The organism is Eikenella sp. HMSC061C02 (genome assembly GCF_001809035.1).
GTDB classification, from domain to species: domain Bacteria; phylum Pseudomonadota; class Gammaproteobacteria; order Burkholderiales; family Neisseriaceae; genus Eikenella; species Eikenella corrodens.
Genome location: NZ_KV795562.1, coordinates 1 through 21,157 on the forward strand (window position 1 = coordinate 1; position 21,157 = coordinate 21,157).

Sequence of the window (21,157 nt, forward strand, 5' to 3'; positions counted from 1 at the left end):
CAAACTGCTCTTTGCCGATTTTGCCTTTCAGCTGCTCGAGCAGCAGGGATGGGTCATCACTGCATACCCCGTCCACCGGCGCCGTCCATTCTCCAGCCAGCCCGGCGCTGTCCACCAGTCGCAGCCAGAAATACCAATGCTCGCCGGTCTTGACGTTGGTGAGCTGGTAGTCAGTCTGCGGTGCCGGCAGTTTCGCCAGCGGCATTGCCTGATTAAAATTGTTGCTCCTGCCGTAGCGGATTTCAGTGTGTGCTTCCGCCAGCAGCGGGCTGGGCAGCGTCCAATTTAGGCCGATGGCAAACAGCTTGGGCGTGGGCCGCACCCCGGTAATGGTGTAGTTCAGGCTCCAAGCTTTTTCCAGCGGTTTAGACAGCACGCCACGCGCGGTGCGGCCCCGGATTTCAGCGCGATAATCGCCGTTAGGCAGCCCTTGCAGGCTGATTTCGGCACTGGGCGCATCCGGAATATGCCGCCACAGCCGGCCGTCTTTAAAAATCTTGATGTCGTAGCTCACCACCTGCCCGTCGGCGCTCAGGTTTTCCCAGCTTAGGGTCAAATCCCGCCCGTTGGTGGATAAGTTACTGTTGCCGAGCTGCGGCTGGCGGCCGTATTTGGTGGTTGCCCCTGACTCAAACAGTGCGCTGTTGTCCACCGCCGCGTATTTGGTCGGGTCATGCCGCAAGGCGGTAATGGTGTACGTGCCATCATCGGTATTTTCCTTGATGCTTACCGCCCGATACTGGCGCGGTACCACCTTGCCGGACAAAGCCCAATGGTCGTCGTAACCCAGCCCTGCCGGGTCGCCATCCAACAGCAGCTGATTAGGCTGCGGCTGTGATGCCACTTTCAGGCTGTAATGCTTCGGCACCGTTTCGCCTTGTGCGTTTTGCTCGAGCGCAAGGTATTGGAACCACCAACCAGCCAGGTTCTCCGTGATGGTGCGGTCAAGAGTAACCACCCGGCCGCTCACCGCCAACACCTGCCCGCCCAGCTGTGCGTCGGCAAAGTGGTTGTCGGCGATTTGGATGATGTCGTAGGGCAGGTGCTTCAGCCCTTCGCGCCCCACGGTAAACGACACCGCATCCTGCTGGCGCAGCCCGGTTTGCAGTATCCATTGCCCGTAACGCACCGCCTGCCCGCGTGTGGTGCAGCCGAACGCGGTTACCGACTGGATATTCAGGCCGTAACGCGCCACCGCCTCCGGATCGGCCACATATTCGGTTTTGCTGCGGTAGCTGTCGTATTTGTCGGCAAAACGCACCAACACAGCGGTATAGGTGGATTTCAGCGCCACGCCGTTGTAGGCAAACTGCCCGTCCACCACATTGCTGTTGTCGTACTGCGCCACCGGGTCGCCGCCCTGATCCAACAATACCGACAGCTGGTTACCATTCCACAGCGGCATCCCGCAAAAGGCGCTCGCCAATTCGGTAAGCAGCTCGCCTGCCTGCCGCCGGTCGGTCAGGTAAGCATTGCAGGTAAAGCGCGGCTCCAGCCCGCCGAAGCCGTCCGGCACCATCTCATCACAATAACGGGCTACCTGATACAGGCTCCATTTGTCGATGTCTTCCGGCGCCAGACGCAAGGCCAGCGATGAATAGCGCTCTTGTTGTACCAAATCGTAAAACACCCACGCCGGGTTATTCGTCCAAGCGGTTTTAAAACTGCCATCCCACAGCCCCGTGTAAGCACGGGTTTCCGGGTCGTAATTAGAGGGCACTTGCACCTCGATGCCGCGAATCAGGTAATTGCGGCGTGGATTCTGCCCGCCGAACTGGTCAGAATCGATGCTCAAGGCCGCCAGCGCGGTAAACGGATAGCACAGTTTGGCATCCGTAATTTCCACATAGCTGGCAAAAAAGGTGCTGTTTTGGATTTTGTCGCTGTTGCTGTCCGGCGTGGGGCGGGAAACCTTGATGGAAAACGGCGCTTTCGGCAGCCGCTCAAACACCTCGTCATGGTAAAACGCACCGCTGCCCTTCTCGGTAAAGTTCACCTGCCGATGCTGCTGCACGCCGTCATCATTTACCAGCTGGATAATCAATGCCGTATTCGCCGGCAGCGTATCGCCGTTATCCTGTATCGCCGCATTGCGCTCCACCCCCACCGTTACCCGCAATCGGGTCGGGCCGCTGTCGGATACGGTGCGGATAACCGGGCTTTGGTTTTTTACCGGATTAGACACCGATACCGTGCGCTCTACGCTCTCCCAGCCAGGAATATAGGATTGGTCGGGCGTGCCGCGCTGGAATACCGCCGTTACGCCTTTAAAGTTGTAGCTGCCGTCCGGATTCTGCACCGGCGTATCGTTGAAGAACACGCTTTTAAACGGCGCATCGTTGCCGTTGGCAAACCCGCGCAGCGGAACCAGAGGTAAAACATGAACGAGATTAAAACCATCCTATCAATGGTGCAGGAGCTGCATAATAATCAGCAGCGCGGCAGGCTGGCAGGGCTCACCGAAGATTCGGCTATCCTGATCGATACCGCCGATATTGCGGAAATGATGAATTACTCTTACAGCCACACCTACAACAAAATCGTCTGCCGCCCCGATTTTCCCGCGCCAGTTGACCCTGAAAAACGCCAGCGCGGCAGCGGCAAAAAAAACCGCCGCTGGATAGCAGGCGACGTGGTGAAATACATCAAATCATGCAGACAGCAATAAACAAGCGGCCAATCGGCCGCTTTCCTTATTTCAGCTTATCCGCCAAATCCTCCACCGTGGGCGCGTAGTAGGTATTAAGCAAAATCCGCAAATCACGGTGCCCCGAAATCTTAGCGAGCTCCATCGGCGAATATATCTTGGCTAGCCGCGTCAATGCCTCACGCCGCGCATCATGAAAATGCAGGTTTTCCAGCAAGCTGCGCCGCTTGAGCTTGCGAAACAGCGCATCCAGCGAGCCGCTGGTGATATTAAACACAAAAGCATTTTCACGCACCTCTTCCATCTGCCGCAAAATTGCCATTGCCTTGCTGCTTAACGGCACATTGCGCGGGTGGCCGTTTTTGGTAAGCGGGATATGCACATAGCGCCGGTCGTAAAACACACAATCCCACGTCAGCATCACAATTTCTCCCGCCCGCATCGCCGTTTCCAGTGCGAAATAAAACGCTGCTGCCGCCCGCTGCGTGCGCGCGCTCGGTACGCAGTCAGGCGTATAACCGCCCGCAAACGCCACCGCCGCCGCATCCTCATCCGTTACCCGCTGCGTGCGAGCCAACCCATCTGCAGGTTTATCCAACCGCTGCATAAAGTTTTCAGGTAGCCAGCGCCATTGCTTAGATGCCACCGTCAACACATTAGACAGCAACACCCACTCCCGCCGCAGCGTGGCCGTGCTCACCTCTTTTTTGCGCTCATCTGCCCAAGCCTGAAACTGCAGCTCCGACAAATGCGGCAGCCGCACCTCCGCCAATGGCGTGCGCAGAACACGGTTGATGATATTAGTTTCATTGCGCCAGCCGTGCTTGTGCACCGATACCTCGTTTTTATACCGCTCCAACACCTCCGAAAACGGCACATTCGGCGCGCCACCAAAGCGCAGCGTGCGCCACTCATTTTCGATTTTCGCCGCCCAAGCCTCCGCCTCCGCCTTGCGCGGAAACGAAGCCGAGCGGTTTAGCGCCGGCAGCCCATCCCGAGCCACCCGCCGCACCTGCGCCAGCCACATACCGTTAGATTTTTTGCGGATAGATGCCATTGCTTTTTACCTCCGAGCCGTTGCAACGCCGTTGCAAATTGCGTTGCAAATCCGTTGCAATTATAGGCATAAACAGACCAAAACAGAAGCAAAAAAGCATAAATAATAGGCAAAGCAAGAGCTGGCTATGAATAGCCAGAAATTGAAATATGCGATTGAATTATAAAGATAAAATGAAATTAGCCTGCACCTTTTCAGGTTGCAGGCTAATAGAAACTGGCACGCCCACGGGGATTCGAACCCCGGTTGCCGCCGTGAAAGGGCAGTGTCCTAGGCCTCTAGACGATGGGCGCATGCGGGAAAGAGCGCGCATTATACCGATGCAAAAAGCACTGTCAAGTGGCAGTAAGGCATGGGCTGTTTTGAATTTACATGGAGGCGGGCACTTGGGCTTCGCAGACACCATACCTTCACTTTGTATAGCCTTGGTTTTCACTTTATTGAAGCTCACGTTTTCAGGTAGCCTTTGGCAAAAGCAAGTCTGTGCGGGAAGTTTTGGTGGAAACGGCAAACTGGTCAGATTGGCGGTATAATGCCGCGCTTTGAAACAGATAGAAACAATAAGCAAAATGTGGTTTAAACAAGTCAGCTTTTATCCCCTAAACAAAGACAAACTGCCGGATTTGGAAACCCTGTCCGCCAAGCTGCAAGAGGCCGAATTTGCCCCGCCGCAGGGTTTGGACTGGTTTGGCGAAGGCTTTGCCCCGCCGGAAGGGTTTTCGCCGGAATTGGTGTTTCCTGCCGATTTCACTTGGAGCGTGGCGCTGAAGAAATCCGAAAAAGTGCTGCCCGCCGGCGTGATCCGCGAGATTTTGGACGACAAAATCGCCGAAATCCAAGAAGCCGAAGCGCGCACCGTGGGGCGCAAAGAAAAGCAGGAGCTCAAAGAACAAATCACCGACGACCTGCTGCCCCGAGCCTTCACCCGCAGCAGCAAAACGCAGGCCGTGTGCGACACGCGCAGCGGTTTCCTGCTGGTGAACCAAGCCTCGGCTACCCGTGCGGAAAACCTGCTGGCCAAGCTGCGCGAAGCCTTGGGCGGGCTTGAAGCCAAGCTGCCGAACACCAAACAATCGCCCTCTTCGCTGATGACCGAATGGCTGCTGCAAGGTGATTGCGGCGGCGGCTTCGAGCTGGATGATATGTGCGAACTCAAAGGCACGGGCGATGCCGCGCCCACCGTGCGCGTGTCGAAACAAGATTTGACCGCCGACGAAGTGGTGCAGCACGTGAAAACCGGCAAAACCGTTACCCAGCTCGGCCTCGTGTGGCGTGATCAGATTGCCTTCGTGCTCACCCAGGATTTCACGCTCAAACGCATCCAATATCTTGATGTATTGCAGGAAGAGGCCGAAAGCCACGGCGACGATGCCGCCAGCCTGGCCTTTGCCTCGCAAATCCTGATGGCCGAAGCGCTCTCCACCCTGCTGCAGGAATTAGTATCGCTTCTAGGCGGCTGGCAGGATTAAATACCCATTTTTCAGGTAGCCTGCCGTACCAAAAGGCTACCTGAAAACTTCAGCTGCGCTTTCAGGTAGCCTTCAACCAACCCCAAACCAGGACAAACACCATGAGCATCAAATCCGACAAGTGGATACGCCGCATGGCCGAAGAGCATGGCATGATCGAGCCGTTCGAGCCCAAGCAAATTAAAGAGCAAGACGGCCGCCGCATTATTTCCTACGGCACATCCAGCTACGGCTACGACATCCGCTGCGCCAACGAATTCAAAATCTTCACCAACATCAACAGCACCATCGTCGATCCGAAAAACTTCGACCCGAAAAACTTCGTGACCGTGGAAGACGACTGCTGCATCATCCCGCCCAATTCCTTCGCGCTGGCGCGCACGGTGGAATATTTCCGCATCCCGCGCAACGTGCTCACCGTGTGCCTGGGCAAATCCACCTACGCGCGCTGCGGCATTATCGTGAACGTGACCCCGTTCGAGCCGGAATGGGAAGGCTATGTAACGCTGGAATTCTCCAACACCACGCCGCTGCCAGCCAAAATCTATGCCGGCGAAGGCGTGGCGCAAGTCCTCTTCTTCGAGAGCGACGAAGTGTGCGAAACTTCTTATAAAGACCGCAAAGGCAAATACATGGGGCAAACCGGCGTTACCCTGCCCAAGGCGTAAGGCTGACAGCATGAATCAAGGCTACCTGAAATTTTCAGGTAGCCTTTTCCATTCCCATCAACCCTGCCGGCCTATCGCTCCAAATACTTTTTCATCAGCATCAGGGCAAAGCGCACGGCTTGGGTGCGGATGGCTTCGCGGTCGCCTTCGAAGTGCTGCTCTTTGGCCCAGATGCGCTGTTTGGTGGCGAGGCTGAACCAAACCGTGCCCACGGGTTTGTCTTCGCTGCCGCCATCGGGGCCGGCGATGCCGGAAATACTGATTGCGTAATCAGCCTTGGTGGCGATGAGTGCGCCCAGTGCCATTTCGCGCACGGTTTCTTCGCTCACCGCGCCGTAGTGGCTGAGGGTGGCGGCGTTCACGTTGAGGAGCTGCTGTTTGGCGTGGTTGCTGTAGGTGACGAAGCCGGTTTCAAACCAGGCGGAGCTGCCGGGCAGGCGGGTGAGTGCAGCGGCGAGCAGGCCACCGGTACAGGATTCGGCGCAGGTGATGGTTTCGCCGCGTTGGGCGAGTTGTTGGGTAACTTCTTGCAGCAGGGTATCCATAACAGAGCTCGTTTGGGGTAATGACTGCCATCATCTATCAAAGCGGTGGGGCAGTCAATTTTTCAGGTAGCCTGCCTTCGGTTTCGGCGGCCAGACGCAACAATGCTTCGCGGTTGGAAGGGGAAAAAGCAAGACTGGCGGCTTCGGCCAGCGGCAGCCAGCGGTGGGTGCAATGTTCGCGCGCAGAGAGGCGTACGGGGCTAGCAGCGGGAATGCGGGCGGAGAAGACGTGTTCGGTGTTGCGGGTAACGCCGGGGGCGTAGCGGTGGCGCCAGTGTTCGTAGATTTCGTATTCATTTTGCGTGTGCCAGTCTTTGAGCTCTTCCGGCGAGAGCAGGATGCCGGTTTCTTCGGCCACTTCGCGCAGGGCGGTGGCAAACGGGGTTTCGCCTTCTTCCAGGCTGCCGGTTACGGATTGCCAAAAGCCGGGTGGAGACACGCGCTCAAGCATCAGGGCACGGCCTTGCCCGTCGTGCAGCACCACGAGCACGGATTCCGGGCGCTTATAGGCGGGGCGATTCATGACCGGGCGTCCTCTTGGCTTTCCGATGGCTCGGCCGGCTCGGGATTGGCGTTGGCGAATTCGTCGGAGGCGGTATCGCCCTGCGCCTGATAGCCGGCTTTGAGCAGGGCGGCGGCATCGGGCGAGAGGTCTTGGTTCAAAATGCGCACTTCACGCTGCGGGAAGGGGAATTCGATGCCTTCTTCGTTAAACCGCCGCCACACGGTGAGCAAAATGGCCGAACTGAGGCCGAGAAAGCCGTTTTCGGGGTCGCGCACCCAAAAGCCGAGCCGCAGATTGATGCCGTTGTCCGCAAAATCAATCAAATATGCCTTAGGCGGCGGATCGGTCTTCACGCGCTCCTGTGCGGCGGCGGCTTCCTGCAAAATCTCAATCGCTTGGGTTAGATCGGTATGGTAGGCTACCTGAACGTCTAAACTCTGCCACAGAGATTTGCCGGTGTAGGATTCGTTGATCACGGTGGAGGTGATGAAGGTTTCGTTCGGAATCAGCGCCTCCTGCCCGTTGCCGCTACGCAGCACCACGAAGCGGGAAGTGATTTGCGTCACGTAGCCGGTGAAGCCGTTTACCGTGAGCCGGTCGCCCGGGCGCACCGAGCGGTCGCCCAAAATAATGAATCCCGACACATAATTGCTGGCAATCTTCTGCAAGCCGAAGCCCAAGCCCACGCCCAATGCGCCGCCGAACACGGAAAGCACGGTTAAATCAATGCCCACCAGCGGCAGCGCAATCAACACCGACAACACCAAAAGCAGCGTGCGCGTCAGTTTGGAAAGCACGATTTGCAGGTTCGGATCCAGCCGCGTGCTGCCCTTGAGCCGCGCATCGATATAGCGCGACAGCCACATCGCGCCCACCAGCATCACGCCTACCCACAACAATCCGGTGAGCACGGTATACAGCGAAAGCCGCGCCGAACCCACTGAAAACTGCAAGCCGCGCAGCCAGGCCAGAATCAAATCGTCAATGCCCGAAGCCCACAGCAGAAACGCAACCCACAGCGCAGCAGCCAGCGAAGATTCCATCCGCTCGGAAAAACGGTTGGCTGGAATCGCCGAATGAAACACCGCCAGCACCACCCGAATCAAAATCATCCAACGCGCCGCCATCACCAGCAGGCGCAGCCACACCGCCGTTGCCCCGAAAAAGGCAAACCAGCCGCCCAAAGCCAACGCCCCGCCCAGCAGCATCAACAGCGGCCAAGCAATGCGGCGCCCGATATGGCGCAAAAAATGCGGCTTGCCGTCTTCCGCCGGCATCTTGCCCAGCAGCCGGCCGGAGAGGAAATACGCCCCCACCAGCAAAGCCAACGCCAACACCAAATCCACCCAACCAAGCGTTTTGGATAAGCTGCCGAGCAGCTGGTTCAGCCCAAATTCCTCACGCGAAAACAGGCTGAGCAAAAAGGTGTGCAGATTGTTGCCGAGTTGGTCGAGCCAATCGGCATTGGTGGCGGCAGTGAGCAAAGGAAGCATAATGATTTTCCGTGTGGTGTGTGATGGCGGCGATTATATAGGCAAACGGCAGGGCTTCATATGGCGGCTGGGGAAGGCTACCTGAAAAGTAGCGCAACTAAATATCGGCATAGCACACCGAGCCACCCAGCTATCCAGTCAGCAAACGGGCGGGTACCCAACCCGCCCCAACAATGTTTCAGGTAGCCTCCAGTACCCGAGCCACTCAATCCTCGGGCTGGATAAAGCGCCATTGCCCCGGCGGCAAATCCTCACATTCCCAATCGCCAAAACGCAGGCGGTGTAGGGCTTCCACGCGGTTGCCGGCAGCGGCCACCATGCGTTTTATCTGGTGGTATTTGCCCTGGGTGATGGTGAGCAGCAGGCTGTGCGGGTTTTCCAATTCGGCCGCGGCAGCGGATACGGTTTCGTTGTCGTCGTGCAGCAGCACGCCTTGGCGCAAGGCGGCACACAGGCTTTCGTCGGCCGGGTGCTTGAGCGTGGCGCGGTAGAGTTTGGCCACATGGTGTTTGGGCGAGGTTTGGCGGTGGTTGAACGCGCCGTCGTTGGTGATGAGCAGCACGCCGGTGGTGTCGGCATCGAGCCGGCCGATGGCTTGCGGCTCGGTGGCGCGGATATGGTCGGGCAGCAGGGAAAACACGCTGGGGTAGTCGCGCGGTTTGTGCGAAGTTTCATAACCGGCGGGCTTGTGCAGCAGGATGTAGTAGTGCGGCAGGGGAATAACGGCAATCTCTTCGCCGTCGATGGCGAGGTACTGCACTTGGGCGGGCTCGATTTCGGCTGCGGGCTGTTCAGCGGTTTCGCCGTTAATCTCAATGCGGCCTTGTTCAACCAGCTGGCGGCATTGCTTGCGGCTGCCAATGCCTTGGGCTTGCAGGTATTTGATGAGTTGCATGATGGGCGGATCGTGGATTAGATGCGGGATTATAGCAAAGCAGCTTGGCAGCCTAGCTGTCCGCCGTTTGGAGGCTACCTGAAAACCAATAAAGGCAAGGCCAAGCCTGATTGGCACGATAACACCAGCCAGTAAGCAAGCTGCCATATAAAAGGCTACCTGAAAACGGTAAGCCATGTTTTCAGGTAGCCTCTTAATATTGCCGTAGTGCAGCTTATGTGCGCCGTTGCAGTTTGCAGGCGAGCATGATGCCGGCGGCCAGCTCTTCCACCGATTTATGGGTGGTGCTGGTGTAGGGAATGCCATGCTGGCGGAACATGGATTCGGCCTCGTTCACTTCGCGCCGACAGTTTTCCGGGCTGGCGTATTGGGAGTTGGGGCGGCGCTCGGTGCGGATATGGTGCAACCGGGCGGGGTCGATGGTGAGGCCGAAGATTTTGGATTTGAAGGGCTTCACCATGCGCGGCAGGTCTGTGCTGTCCAAATCATCGGGAGTGAGCGGATAGTTGGCGGCGCGGATGCCGTACTGCAGGGCGAGATAGAGGCAGGTGGGGGTTTTGCCGCTGCGGGATACGCCCATGAGGATCACGTCGGCATCGGCGAGGTCTTTGGCGGATACGCCATCGTCGTGGTTGAGCGAGAAGTTTACGGCTTCCATGCGGGCGTCGTAGCGCTCGGTGTTTTGGATGCCGTGGGTGCGCCCCACTTGCAACACGGCCTGGGTGCCGAGCTCTTCTTCCAGTTTGTTGATGAAGGCATCGAAAAAGCTCAGGTGCAGGCCGTTGCAGTTGCGGATGATGTGGCGGATGTCTTCGCTCACGATGCTGGTGAAGATAATGGGGCGCAGGTTGCAGCCGTCGGCAATTTTATTCACTTCGGCCACCACGCGCTCGGCTTTCTCGGGGGTGTCGATAAAGGGATAGGTGAAGCGTTTGAATTCAATGTCGTCGAACTGGTTGAGCAGGGCATCGCCCATACCCTCGGCGGTGAGGCCGGTGCGGTCGGAAATAAAGATGGCGTGTCGTGTGCAGGGAGGCATGATTATTCCTTTCAGGTAGCCTTAATGGGATGAGTAAACAGGTTTGAAAACGGCTTATTTTAGCAGCTTTTGTGATTCAAGTTTCAGGTAGCCCATGACAGAAATACAGCCAACGGCTACAATACCGCCGTTTTCCCTTAACTACCCACAGGACGGAATAGAATCATGTCTGGCAAGAATGTAATCTGGTTTGAAAATCTGCGTATGACCGACGTAGAACAGGTGGGCGGCAAAAACGCCTCCTTGGGCGAAATGATCAGCCAGTTGGCTGAAAAAGGCGTGCGCGTGCCCGGCGGCTTTGCCACCACGGCCGAAGCCTACCGCGCATTTTTGTCGCACAACGGCTTGAATGAGCGCATTTCCGCCGCGCTGGCCGGGCTGGATGTAGACGATGTGGTCGAGCTGGCACGCGTGGGCGCGCAAATCCGCCAATGGATTTTGGACACCCCCTTCCCCGCCGAGCTGGAAGCCGACATCAAAGCCGCATGGGACAAACTGGTGGCCGATGCGGGCACCGACCAAATTTCCGTGGCCGTGCGTTCTTCCGCCACCGCCGAAGACTTGCCCGATGCCTCCTTTGCCGGACAACAGGAAACCTTCCTGAATATCCAAGGCCTGGAAAACGTGAAAGAAGCGATGCACCACGTGTTTGCCTCGCTCTATAACGACCGAGCCATCTCCTACCGCGTGCACAAAGGTTTCGAGCACGACGTGGTGGCCCTCTCCGCCGGCGTGCAGCGCATGGTGCGCTCCGACAGCGGCGCTTCCGGCGTGATGTTCACCATCGACACCGAATCCGGCTTCGACCAAGTGGTGTTCGTAACCGCCTCCTACGGCCTGGGCGAAACCGTGGTGCAAGGCGCGGTAAACCCCGACGAATTCTATGTACACAAGCCCACCCTGCGCGCCGGCCGCCCTGCCATCCTGCGCAAAACCATGGGTTCCAAACTGATTAAAATGGTGTTCACCGATACCGCCGAAACCGGCAAATCCGTACAGGTGGTAGATGTGGACGAAGCCGAACGCAAACGTTTCTCCATCAGCAACGAAGAAATCACCGAATTGGCCAAATACGCGCTGATTATCGAAGAACACTACGGCCGCCCGATGGACATCGAATGGGGCCGCGACGGCTTGGACGGCAAGCTCTACATCCTGCAGGCCCGCCCCGAAACCGTGAAATCGCAGGAAGAACGCAACAGCACCCTGCGCCGCTACCGTATCGAAAACAAATCTGCCGTATTGTGCGAAGGCCGCGCCATCGGCCAGAAAGTCGGCCAAGGCACCGTACGCCTGATTAAAAGCGCCGCCGAAATGGACCAAGTGCAGCCCGGCGACGTATTGGTAACCGACATGACCGACCCGGATTGGGAACCGGTGATGAAACGCGCCTCCGCCATCGTGACCAACCGCGGCGGCCGCACCTGCCACGCTGCCATTATCGCCCGCGAATTGGGCATTCCGGCAGTAGTGGGCTGCGGCGATGCCACCGATGTGCTCACCCACGGCCAAAACGTAACCGTATCCTGCGCCGAGGGCGACACCGGCCTGATTTACGATGGCCTACTGAAAGTGGAAGTGATTGATTTGGCGCTGGACAACATGCCTGCTTCGCCGGTGAAAATCATGATGAACGTGGGCAACCCCGAGCTCTCCTTCGGCTTTGCCAGCCTGCCCAGCGAAGGCATCGGCCTGGCACGTATGGAGTTCATCATCAACCGCCAAATCGGCATCCACCCGCGCGCCCTGCTTGAATTCGACCGCCAAGATGCCGAACTGCAGGCGCAGATTAACGAGCGCATCGCCGGCTACGCCTCACCGGTGGATTTCTACGTGGACAAACTGGCCGAAGGCATCGCCACCATCGCCGCCTCCGCCTATCCGAAAAAGGTGATTGTGCGGATGTCCGACTTCAAATCCAACGAATACGCCAACCTGCTCGGCGGCAATATCTACGAGCCGCACGAAGAAAACCCCATGCTCGGCTACCGCGGCGCCGCCCGCTACATTTCGCCCGATTTCAAAGAGTGCTTCGCGCTCGAATGCCGCGCCCTGAAATATGTGCGCGACGAAATGGGCCTCACCAACGTGGAAATCATGATTCCCTTCGTGCGCACCCTGCATGAAGCCGAAGCCGTGGTGAAAGCACTGAAAGAAAACGGCCTGGAACGCGGCAAAAACGGCCTGCGCCTGATTATGATGTGCGAACTGCCCACCAACGCCATCCTGGCCGAGCAGTATCTGAAATACTTCGACGGCTTCTCCATCGGCTCCAACGACATGACCCAGCTCACCATCGGCGTAGACCGCGACAGCGGCGGCCCGATTGCCGGCACCTTCGACGAGCGCGATCCGGCAGTGAAAGTGATGCTGCACCTGGCCATCAAAGCCTGCCGCAAGCTGAACAAATACATCGGCATCTGCGGCCAAGGCCCGTCGGACCACCCCGACTTCGCCAAATGGCTGGTTGAACAAGGCATCGAAACCATTTCGTTGAACCCGGATACCGTGATTGAAACCTGGCTCTATCTGGCCAAAGAGCTGGCACCCAAGCAGTAAGCCCGGCTAGACAGCCATAGCAAAGGCTACCTGAAAACACCCGCAGCTATTTTTACACAGCGGGGTTTTCAGGTAGCCTCAATTACACTTTGCCCGCCCGTATAGAAGGCAAGCCGTGCTGCATTTTGCAGCAATATGCAAATTTTACTGCCGCCGCAGGCAGCATGAATTACAATGCCGCATCGCAACAGGCTACCTGAAATTTCAGGTAGCCTCTGCATCACCCCACGCCTAATCAGAAGAACTTGCCTGATATGAACAATTTCATCATCACCCCCTTCGAATCGGTACGCACCAACTCGGAAATATTCCACTTGGATGCTACGTTCGACAGCATCAACCAAGAATGGGGCGAGGCCTCGAAAATCCTAATCGACAACATCCTGCGCCAAACCACCGAATACCGCTCCGCCTGCGAGCTGATATATGAAAATCAGGGCAAAAAGCTGAAGGCCATTATCTGCAACAAACACACCAATCCCACGCTAAACGGCCTGCCCGTGTTCTCTGCTGAAAGCATTGCCGCCTGGAAAGAGCAATACGATTATGTGGAAGACAAATACTACCTCACTATTCCCGACTTGGGCGTGTGCATCGGCGGTATGGGCGGCAAGAAAATCCCCAAAGGCGAAGACCGCATAGCCATTGCGTTTGCACGCAGCGAGATTGAGTATTACAAAATGTTTGTTCAGGTATAGCCTGTTTTTCAGGTAGCCCGTACACACCACCATAAGGATTCCCTCCCATGACCACCCATTTAGGCTTTCCGCTGGAAACCGTTGCCGTTTTCGTTGTCCTCTCCGTAGGCGCGATTGCCATCGATCTGTTTGCCCACCGCAGCGACAAACCCATGTCGCTCAAAAGCGCCACGCTGTGGTCGGTGTTTTGGATTGCGGTGTCGCTGGCGTTCGGCGGCTATTTGTGGTTCCACCACGGCAGCGAGACGGCCAGCTTGTTTTTCACCGGTTATGCGCTGGAGAAAGTGCTGTCGGTGGACAACCTATTCGTGATTATGGCCGTGTTTTCCTGGTTTAAAATCCCGGAGGCCTACCGCCACCGTGTGCTGTATTGGGGCATCATCGGCGCGATTGTGTTCCGCATGGTGTTCGTGGCCATCGGTACCGGCCTGATGGCGCTGGGGCCGTATGTGGAGCTCGTATTTGCCGTAGTGGTGGGCTGGACGGGTGTCATGATGCTGCGCCGCGATGAAGAGGATGAAGCCAATGAAGACTACTCCGAACACCTGGCCTACCGCTGGGTGCACCGTTTCTTCCCGGTATGGCCGCGCCTCCACGGGCACAATTTCTTCCTGCGCGGCCACGAGCTCCCCGAAGCCTGCCGCCAAAACCCCGACGTGCGCCTCGAGCCGGCCGGCGAAGACCTGAAACATCCGGAACAACACCACCCGCAGCTGGTAAAAAAAGGCGCGCTGGTGGCCACACCGCTGTTTTTGTGTTTGGCCATTATCGAGATTTCCGATGTGATGTTTGCCTTCGACAGCGTACCGGCGGTGATTGCCGTATCCAAAGAGCCGCTGATTGTGTACAGCGCCATGATGTTCGCCATCCTCGGCCTGCGTACCATGTATTTCGTGCTCGAAGCCCTGCGCGGCTATTTGGTGCACCTGGAAAAAGCCGTGGTGGCGCTGCTGTTTTTTATCGCGGTAAAACTGGCGCTTTCCGCCTCCGAGCACCTGTTCCAACACGGCTACGAAATTTCGCCCAACGCCTCGCTGGTGGTGGTGCTGGTGATGCTGGCCTTGGGCGTGGCCGCTTCTTTCGTGTTCCCGGAAAAAAACAAAGCAGAAGAGCAAAACAAACAGCCCTAAGCACACAGGCTACCTGAAAGCGCTGCTGTAATTCAGCACGGCAAAGCTCAATTTCAGGTAGCCCCGCCACAATCCAAAGGCTACCTGAAACCCTCTCAGGTAGCCTTTGCGTCTGCTAAGGGCAGGCCCTTTGTGGCATAATACCGCCCATTTCCATCTTTCCAACAAACCGCAAATCATGACCAAATCACCGCAACGCAAAATCCTTGTTACCTCCGCCCTGCCCTATGCCAACGGCAGCATCCACCTCGGCCACATGGTCGAACACATCCAAACCGACGTTTGGGTGCGCTTCCAAAAACTGCGCGGCCACGAGTGCCACTACTGCTGCGCCGACGACACCCACGGCACGCCTGTAATGCTTGCCGCGCAAAAACAAGGCATTGCGCCCGAAGACATGATTGCCAAAGTGCGCGAAGAACATCTCGCCGACTTCACCGGCTTCCACATCGGCTATAGCAACTACTACAGCACCCACTCCACTGAAAACAAACAGTTTTCCGAACAGATTTACCGCGCGCTGAAAGCCAACGGCAAGATTGAGAGCCGCGTCATCGAGCAGCTGTTCGACCCCGAAAAACAAATGTTCCTGCCCGACCGCTTCGTCAAAGGCGAATGCCCCAAATGCCACGCCCAAGACCAATACGGCGACAACTGCGAAGTCTGCGGCACGACCTATTCCCCGACCGAACTGATTAACCCGTATTCCGCCGTTTCCGGCGGCAAACCCGAATTGCGCGAATCCGAACACTTCTTCTTCAAACTGGGCGAATGCGCCAACTTCCTCAAAGCATGGACTTCCGGCAACAACCCGCACGACGGCAAGCCCCATCTGCAAGCCGAAGCCCTCAACAAAATGAAGGAATGGCTGGGCGAAGGCGAAGAAACCACCCTATCCGACTGGGACATTTCCCGCGACGCGCCGTATTTCGGTTTCGAAATCCCCGACGCGCCGGGCAAATACTTCTACGTCTGGCTGGACGCGCCCGTCGGCTACATGGCCTCGTTTAAAAACCTGTGCGACCGCATCGGCGTCGATTTTGACGAATACTTCAAAGCCGACAGCCAAACCGAGATGTACCACTTCATCGGTAAAGACATCCTCTATTTCCACGCCCTGTTCTGGCCCGCCATGCTGCATTTCTCCGGCCACCGCGCCCCGACCGGCGTGTACGCACACGGCTTCCTGACCGTCGACGGACAAAAAATGTCCAAATCGCGCGGCACGTTCATCACCGCCAAATCCTATCTGGAACAAGGTCTGAACCCCGAGTGGATGCGCTACTACATCGCCGCCAAACTCAACAGCAAAATCGAAGACATCGATTTGAACCTGCAAGACTTTATCAGCCGCGTAAACAGCGACCTCGTCGGCAAATACGTCAACATCGCCGCACGCGCATCAGGTTTCATCGCCAAACGCTTTGAAGGTCGTCTGAAAAACGTTTCAGGCAGCGCATTGCTGGCAAAACTCGCTGCCGAAAGCGACAACATAGCCGAGCAATACGAAAACCGCGAATACGCCCGCGCCCTGCGCGACATCATGGCATTGGCAGACGCCGTGAACGAATACGTCGATGCCAACAAACCGTGGGAACTCGCCAAACAAGAAGGTCAAGACGAACGCCTGCACGAAGTATGCAGCGAACTCATCAACGCCTTCACCATGCTGACCGCCTACCTCGCCCCCGTATTGCCGCAAACCGCCGCAAACGCCGCGCGTTTCCTCAATCTGGACGCGATTACCTGGGCGAACACGCGTGAAACCTTGGGCGAATACGCCATCAACAAATACGAACATTTAATGCAACGAGTGGAGCAAAAACAAGTGGACGATTTAATCGAAGCCAACAAACAAAGCATTCAGACGACCCCCGCGCCTGCCGCCGAAGAAAGTCAATACGAAAAAGTCGCCGAACAGGCAAGCTTCGACGACTTCATGAAAATCGACATGCGCGTCGCCAAAGTATTGAATTGCGAAGCCGTCGAAGGCAGCACCAAACTCCTGAAATTCGACCTCGATTTCGGTTTTGAAAAACGCATCATCTTCTCCGGCATCGCCGCGTCTTATCCCAACCCCGCCGAATTGAACGGCCGCATGGTCATCGCCGTCGCCAACTTCGCCCCGCGCAAAATGGCAAAATTCGGCGTATCCGAAGGCATGATTTTGAGTGCCGCCACGGCGGATGGGAAACTGAAGCTCCTCGATGTGGATGCAGGCGCACAGCCGGGCGACAAAGTGGGCTAAATGCTAAAAAGGCTACCTGAAATTTCAGGTAGCCTTTTTCTGATACGCTCCCCACTACTTCATTCTCCAACAAGCTCCCAAAGGCATAAACATGACAAACCAAACCTTCGCCCTCCCGCTGTTACTGGCCGCCCTCGCCATGTCTGCCTGCGTTCACACCCCACCCAATCCCAACCATGCCTCGCTGGCCGATGAGTGTGAGCAGCTCACCAAAGACATCAGTACCTTGGCCAACGGTTCGCTCTGCTATCAGGATAATGCGGAAGCATCTCGTTATTTCAACGACTTATCCAGAATACTGCAATTTAACCACCCCAAAACGGACCAATGCCGCCAGCAAGCCAGGCGCTCTCCCAACCCCAACCGCACAGTCCGTCCGCACAACAGCGACCTAGGCAAGCTCTGTGCCGACACGCGCGACGAACGCAACCGCCTGCGCCGCCAAGTGGAAGCCTTTGCCGACAGCAAAATGGCCGAATACGCTGCCGCAGAAGCGCCCAAACGCGGCATCTCCGCCGCAGAACTGCTGCGCCAAACCCGCGCCGAGGAAGCCGCACGCCGTGCCAGAGTGGATGCCGCCATCCGCCGGATAGAAGGCCGCTAAGCAGCATCCGCCCCAAGCAAAAAGCTACCTGAAATTTTCAGGTAGCCTTTCTCTATGCTCCAGCAACGATTTATTTTTGCTGCTGCGGTGTGGTTATCTGCTGCCAGCGCTGCATATTCTGCTCCAGCTGCGTTTGATTGATGATGCCGGCTGCAGCAAACAATACCATAATCGCCATGGCCGTTACCACCAGGGCGCAGAAACTGGCAATATAGCCCAGCAACACCTGCCACAGGCGCACGCCGCAGAGGCGGGCAGCCCATCACGCCCACGGCAAACGCCCAAGCCATCCAAACTTGCAGCAACAGTGCCAGACTGGGTACGTACAGAATCAACAAAGCAGGCAAAGAGAGCACTTCAGTAAGCAGCGTGTAGCCCCACAAAGATTGCCGACGGCCGCCGAGCGCACCCATCAGCCGGGTCATCACTCCGGCAAACACCGGCCATTTCACCAAATTTAGGCTCAATACAAACGCTATCATGCCATATTGCCCGTTCAACACGGGCGAGAGCATCGCAGTATTCACCGCAGCCACCATCACCAGCGCCCCTAAGCAATCCAGCAACGGGTAGGTATATTCTTCGGCAGGGCGCAATCGCAGCCGCATCAGGTTGGCGGCATCACTCATCAATCGGTACATGGCAAACAATCGTTGGTTGTGAAAAGGTGGCATTATATAGTGAATTAAATTTAAACCAGTACAGCGTTGCCTCGCCTTGCCGTACTATCTGTACTGTCTGCGGCTCGCCTCCTTGTCCTGATTTAAATTTAATTCACTATAACGCCAAAGCCAGAGGCTACCTGAAAGCGGCAACGAAGTTAACCGTTTTTCAGGTAGCCTCTTCATCGCCCTACCCTAGCGCGCCCGATAATCCACTACCGGCGCCGGGTAGCCGTTGGTGTTCACTTCCGCCGCGGCCAGCCACGGGGCGTGGATACGGCGGCTGTCGAGGTGTGCCAACTGTGGCAGATGGCGGCGGATGAATTGGCCGTCGGGATCGAGCTTTTGCGACCACACCACGGGGTTGAAGGGCTGCCGCTCAACCTGCTTGCCGCCCAAGCCGGCAGCCAGCTGCCAGTTGCCGCTGTTGGCAGCTGGCTCGAAATCCAACAACTGGCGGGCAAACCAGCCAGCACCATCCTGCCAGCGGCCGCCCAGCACGCGGCAGAAAAAGGCAGCGCAGAAACGGCGCAGGCTGTGTGGCAGCCAGCCGGTGTCGCGCAGCAGGCGCATGGCGGCATCGGCCAGCGGGTAGCCGGTTATGCCTTGCTGCCAAGCAGCCATCAGCGTTTGGTTGGCCTGCCCGGCGGCGCGGTGTTCGGGCAGGTCTTGCCGCAGCACATCGGGATATTGGCGGAAATAATGCCGCCAAAATTCTCGCCGTGCCAAAGCTTCTTGCCAGGCAGCGGCATCGGGCGTATTGCTAGCGGCCGCCCACGCCCGGCGCACCGACAGCGTGCCGAATACCAGATGCGGCGAGAGCTGCGAGCTGCCGTGTTGGGCGGGCAGGCTGCGCAACACGGGGTAATACGGCAGGCGCGGCAAAAACTCGGCCAACTGCCGCCGGGCGGCGGTTTCGCCGCCGGAAATGGTGAGCACGGCGCGGGGGACGGCAGGCAGCGCGGCGGTTTTCAGATTTTCAGGTAGCCTTTGCTGCTGCGCGGCCAAATCCGGCGGCGGCCAAGCCGGTGCTTGCCAAGCGGCATATTGTTCGGCACACGCGGCCTGCCAGGCTACCTGAAACGCGGCAAAGGCCGGTTCGTTGAAATACGGCGCACGGATAAATTGGAAGGGCGGTTGCAGCAGTCCGTCGGCCACGCTGTGCAGGCGGCAGCCCTGCTTTTCCAGCGCGGCGCGTAATGCGCCCTGCCCAGCCCCGTCGCTTGCGCACACTACTTCCGCCGCGCGGCAATGTGCCGCCGTTTCGGCCACCGCCTGCACGGGGTTGCCTTCGCGCACATGCAGCGGAATACCGCATTCGGCCAGCCGCGCCTGCAAATCGCGCAGGCTCTGCCAAATAAAATAGCGCCGCCGCGCCGTGAGCATGCCTTCGTTCGGCCACACATACAAGCCAAGCAGCGGGCGGCCACTACGGGCGGCAGCTTGCAGAGCGGGCTGATCGTCGGTGCGCAGGTCTTGGCGGAACCAGACTAAAGTGGTGGGCACACTCATTTTGCGGGAGTTTCAGATATTTGTTCGGGGAAGCGGGAGCAGATGGCACGGCAGCCTGCTTGGTGCACCAATTCTGGCTCGAGTTTATTGAGGCAGTCGGTGTGGCCGAGCGGGCATTCGCGCTTGAAGCAGGGGCTGCACTCAAGATGCAGGCTCACCACCTGCGCATGCAGGCTCAGGGGCGGGGTATGCTCGGGGCTGGACGAGCCGTACACGGCAGCCAACGGGCGGCTCAGCGCGGCAGCCAGGTGCATCAGGCCGCTGTCGTTGCACACCACGATTTGCGCTAGGGCGAGCAAATCGATGGCTTCGGATAAGCTGGTTCGCCCGCACAAATTGATGCAGAGGCTGCCTGAAAGCCGCTGTACTTCTTCGGCGGTTTCATGGTCTTTGGCCGAGCCAAACAACCAAATCTGATAGTCTTCGGCAGCATAGCGTTTGGCCAGCGCCGCAAAATGGCGCGGCGGCCAGCGTTTGGCCGGGCCGTATTCCGCACCAGGGCAGAAGGCGGCGATCGGCCGGGCGTTGTCCAAACCGTGCGCCTGCATGGCGGCTTCGCTGGCGGCAGCGGAAACGGCGAGGCGGGGGAAATCGCCGGGGCGCGGTTCGAACGGCACGCCTTTCGGATAGGCCAAGGCGGTGTAACGATCCGCCATCAGCAGCAGTGCTGCCTTATCCAGCTTGCGGATGTCGTTGAGCAGCGGATAGCGGCTCTCGCCCACATAGCCGGTGCGCTGCGCGATGCCACCGGCGCGGGCAATCAGCGCGGATTTAAACGAGCCGGGCAACACGATCACTTGGTCATAGCCGCGCCGCGCCAGCTCTTTGCCCAGCCGCCAGCGCTCGCGCAGCCGCAATGCGCCATGGGCGAAGGGGTTTTCCAAAATCTGGTTGATTTCGGGCATGCGCTCGAACACAGCCATCGACCACTTGGGCGCGAATACGTCGATCCGGCAGCCGGGGTGCAGTTCGTGCAGGCGGCGGTAGAGCGGCTGCGTCATCACACAGTCGCCGATCCAAGAAGGGGAAATAATGAGGATATTTTTGGACATGGCAAGGAGTCGGCAGGATATAGCGAATGAATCGACCTTTCGCTATCTAGCCAGCCAAATTGACTTTCAATGCAAGGCAGTAAGCCGTAAACAATACAGGAGTACGACCAAGCGAACCAACGCCGTAGCGAAAGTTAAGTTGGTTTGCTAGAGAACAATAGGCAGGCATTTTTCAGGTAGCCTCCGGCGGCTTTGATTTGCCGCAACAGAGAATTCCTGTGGAGAAGCTTAAGAGGGCACGAGCGGTAGCCATATATAGTGGATTAAATTTAAATCAGGACAAGGCGGCAATCCGCAGACAGTACACACGTTACGGCAAGGCGAGTCAACGCTGTACTGGTTTAAATTTGGGGCTTAGGAAGCAAAATTTATTT

General features: G+C 57.5%; 18 protein-coding genes, 1 tRNA gene and 1 pseudogene. 8 read left to right on the forward strand and 12 right to left on the reverse strand.

Annotated features, from left to right (window positions below):
• On the reverse strand, nt 1–2,299 hold a 2,299-nt coding region (locus HMPREF2541_RS08205; RefSeq protein WP_141744227.1), incomplete at its 3' end, for a TipJ family phage tail tip protein.
• 81 nt (nt 2,300–2,380) lie between these two features.
• Between HMPREF2541_RS08205 and HMPREF2541_RS08210 the strand changes: the two genes are divergently transcribed.
• Nucleotides 2,381–2,668 (forward strand): hypothetical protein, encoded by a 288-nt coding sequence (locus tag HMPREF2541_RS08210; protein WP_064088930.1) that lies wholly within the window; start codon nt 2,381–2,383, stop codon nt 2,666–2,668.
• Nucleotides 2,669–2,693: 25 nt separating this feature from the next.
• Here HMPREF2541_RS08210 and HMPREF2541_RS08215 read toward each other — a convergent pair whose 3' ends face one another.
• On the reverse strand, nt 2,694–3,704 hold the full coding sequence (locus tag HMPREF2541_RS08215) for a site-specific integrase (protein WP_070543046.1): 1,011 nt from the start codon (nt 3,702–3,704) through the stop codon (nt 2,694–2,696).
• Nucleotides 3,705–3,921: 217 nt separating this feature from the next.
• Nucleotides 3,922–3,997, reverse strand: a tRNA-Glu gene (locus HMPREF2541_RS08220).
• Between the two features lie 276 nt (nt 3,998–4,273).
• Between HMPREF2541_RS08220 and HMPREF2541_RS08225 the strand changes: the two genes are divergently transcribed.
• Both HMPREF2541_RS08225 and dcd read left to right on the forward strand, forming a co-directional pair.
• Nucleotides 4,274–5,173, forward strand: a complete 900-nt coding sequence (locus HMPREF2541_RS08225; RefSeq protein ID WP_070543048.1) for a recombination-associated protein RdgC — start codon at nt 4,274–4,276, stop codon at nt 5,171–5,173.
• Between the two features lie 101 nt (nt 5,174–5,274).
• On the forward strand, nt 5,275–5,841 hold the full coding sequence (dcd, locus tag HMPREF2541_RS08230) for a dCTP deaminase (RefSeq protein WP_070543051.1): 567 nt from the start codon (nt 5,275–5,277) through the stop codon (nt 5,839–5,841).
• A 71-nt stretch (nt 5,842–5,912) separates the two neighbouring features.
• Here the strand turns inward: dcd and pncC are convergent, their stop codons facing one another.
• The 5 genes from pncC to HMPREF2541_RS08255 form a co-directional block, all read right to left on the reverse strand.
• Nucleotides 5,913–6,386 (reverse strand): nicotinamide-nucleotide amidase, encoded by a 474-nt coding sequence (gene pncC, locus HMPREF2541_RS08235; RefSeq protein ID WP_023887686.1) that lies wholly within the window; start codon nt 6,384–6,386, stop codon nt 5,913–5,915.
• A 37-nt stretch (nt 6,387–6,423) separates the two neighbouring features.
• Complete coding sequence (nudB, locus tag HMPREF2541_RS08240) at nt 6,424–6,909, reverse strand: dihydroneopterin triphosphate diphosphatase (protein ID WP_070543054.1); 486 nt, start codon at nt 6,907–6,909, stop codon at nt 6,424–6,426.
• Nucleotides 6,906–8,384, reverse strand: coding sequence for a mechanosensitive ion channel family protein (locus tag HMPREF2541_RS08245; protein ID WP_070543057.1), 1,479 nt, complete (start codon nt 8,382–8,384; stop codon nt 6,906–6,908). Before HMPREF2541_RS08245 ends, nudB begins: the two co-directional genes overlap by 4 nt.
• A gap of 205 nt (nt 8,385–8,589) precedes the next feature.
• Nucleotides 8,590–9,279 carry a pseudouridine synthase gene (locus HMPREF2541_RS08250; RefSeq protein ID WP_070543059.1) on the reverse strand — a complete coding sequence of 230 codons (690 nt, stop codon included), beginning with the start codon at nt 9,277–9,279 and terminating at the stop codon, nt 8,590–8,592.
• A gap of 214 nt (nt 9,280–9,493) precedes the next feature.
• Nucleotides 9,494–10,318: a posphoenolpyruvate synthetase regulatory kinase/phosphorylase PpsR gene (locus tag HMPREF2541_RS08255; protein WP_023887682.1), complete on the reverse strand. Its 825-nt coding sequence runs from the start codon at nt 10,316–10,318 to the stop codon at nt 9,494–9,496.
• Between the two features lie 165 nt (nt 10,319–10,483).
• On the opposite strand from HMPREF2541_RS08255, the gene ppsA reads away from it, so the two are divergent.
• The 5 genes from ppsA to HMPREF2541_RS08280 all read left to right on the forward strand — a co-directional run bounded on the left by ppsA (nt 10,484) and on the right by HMPREF2541_RS08280 (nt 17,557).
• Nucleotides 10,484–12,877, forward strand: coding sequence for a phosphoenolpyruvate synthase (gene ppsA, locus HMPREF2541_RS08260; RefSeq protein WP_064083604.1), 2,394 nt, complete (start codon nt 10,484–10,486; stop codon nt 12,875–12,877).
• 254 nt (nt 12,878–13,131) lie between these two features.
• Nucleotides 13,132–13,575 (forward strand): hypothetical protein, encoded by a 444-nt coding sequence (locus HMPREF2541_RS08265; protein WP_064083605.1) that lies wholly within the window; start codon nt 13,132–13,134, stop codon nt 13,573–13,575.
• Nucleotides 13,576–13,622: 47 nt separating this feature from the next.
• Nucleotides 13,623–14,705, forward strand: a complete 1,083-nt coding sequence (locus HMPREF2541_RS08270; RefSeq protein ID WP_070543063.1) for a TerC/Alx family metal homeostasis membrane protein — start codon at nt 13,623–13,625, stop codon at nt 14,703–14,705.
• Nucleotides 14,706–14,883: 178 nt separating this feature from the next.
• Nucleotides 14,884–16,953 (forward strand): methionine--tRNA ligase, encoded by a 2,070-nt coding sequence (metG, locus tag HMPREF2541_RS08275; RefSeq protein ID WP_070543072.1) that lies wholly within the window; start codon nt 14,884–14,886, stop codon nt 16,951–16,953.
• A gap of 91 nt (nt 16,954–17,044) precedes the next feature.
• Entirely contained in the window at nt 17,045–17,557 is a 513-nt protein-coding gene (locus HMPREF2541_RS08280) for a hypothetical protein (protein ID WP_003823837.1), read from the forward strand.
• On the opposite strand, the gene HMPREF2541_RS11680 is transcribed toward HMPREF2541_RS08280, so the two are convergent.
• From HMPREF2541_RS11680 to waaF, 4 genes and pseudogenes are all read right to left on the reverse strand, one after another.
• Nucleotides 17,554–18,231 carry a hypothetical protein gene (locus tag HMPREF2541_RS11680; RefSeq protein WP_083296806.1) on the reverse strand — a complete coding sequence of 226 codons (678 nt, stop codon included), beginning with the start codon at nt 18,229–18,231 and terminating at the stop codon, nt 17,554–17,556. The genes HMPREF2541_RS08280 and HMPREF2541_RS11680 overlap by 4 nt on opposite strands.
• Before the next feature lies 1 nt (nt 18,232).
• Nucleotides 18,233–18,342, reverse strand: a pseudogene (locus HMPREF2541_RS12425) (IS5/IS1182 family transposase); the annotation flags it as partial.
• Nucleotides 18,343–18,414: 72 nt separating this feature from the next.
• The gene (locus HMPREF2541_RS08285) at nt 18,415–19,725 is read right to left on the reverse strand and encodes an FAD-binding domain-containing protein (protein ID WP_064086367.1); all 1,311 of its coding nucleotides are present in this window, start codon (nt 19,723–19,725) and stop codon (nt 18,415–18,417) included.
• Nucleotides 19,726–19,727: 2 nt separating this feature from the next.
• The gene (gene waaF / locus HMPREF2541_RS08290) at nt 19,728–20,783 is read right to left on the reverse strand and encodes a lipopolysaccharide heptosyltransferase II (protein ID WP_070543070.1); all 1,056 of its coding nucleotides are present in this window, start codon (nt 20,781–20,783) and stop codon (nt 19,728–19,730) included.
• Nucleotides 20,784–21,157 lie beyond the last annotated feature (374 nt).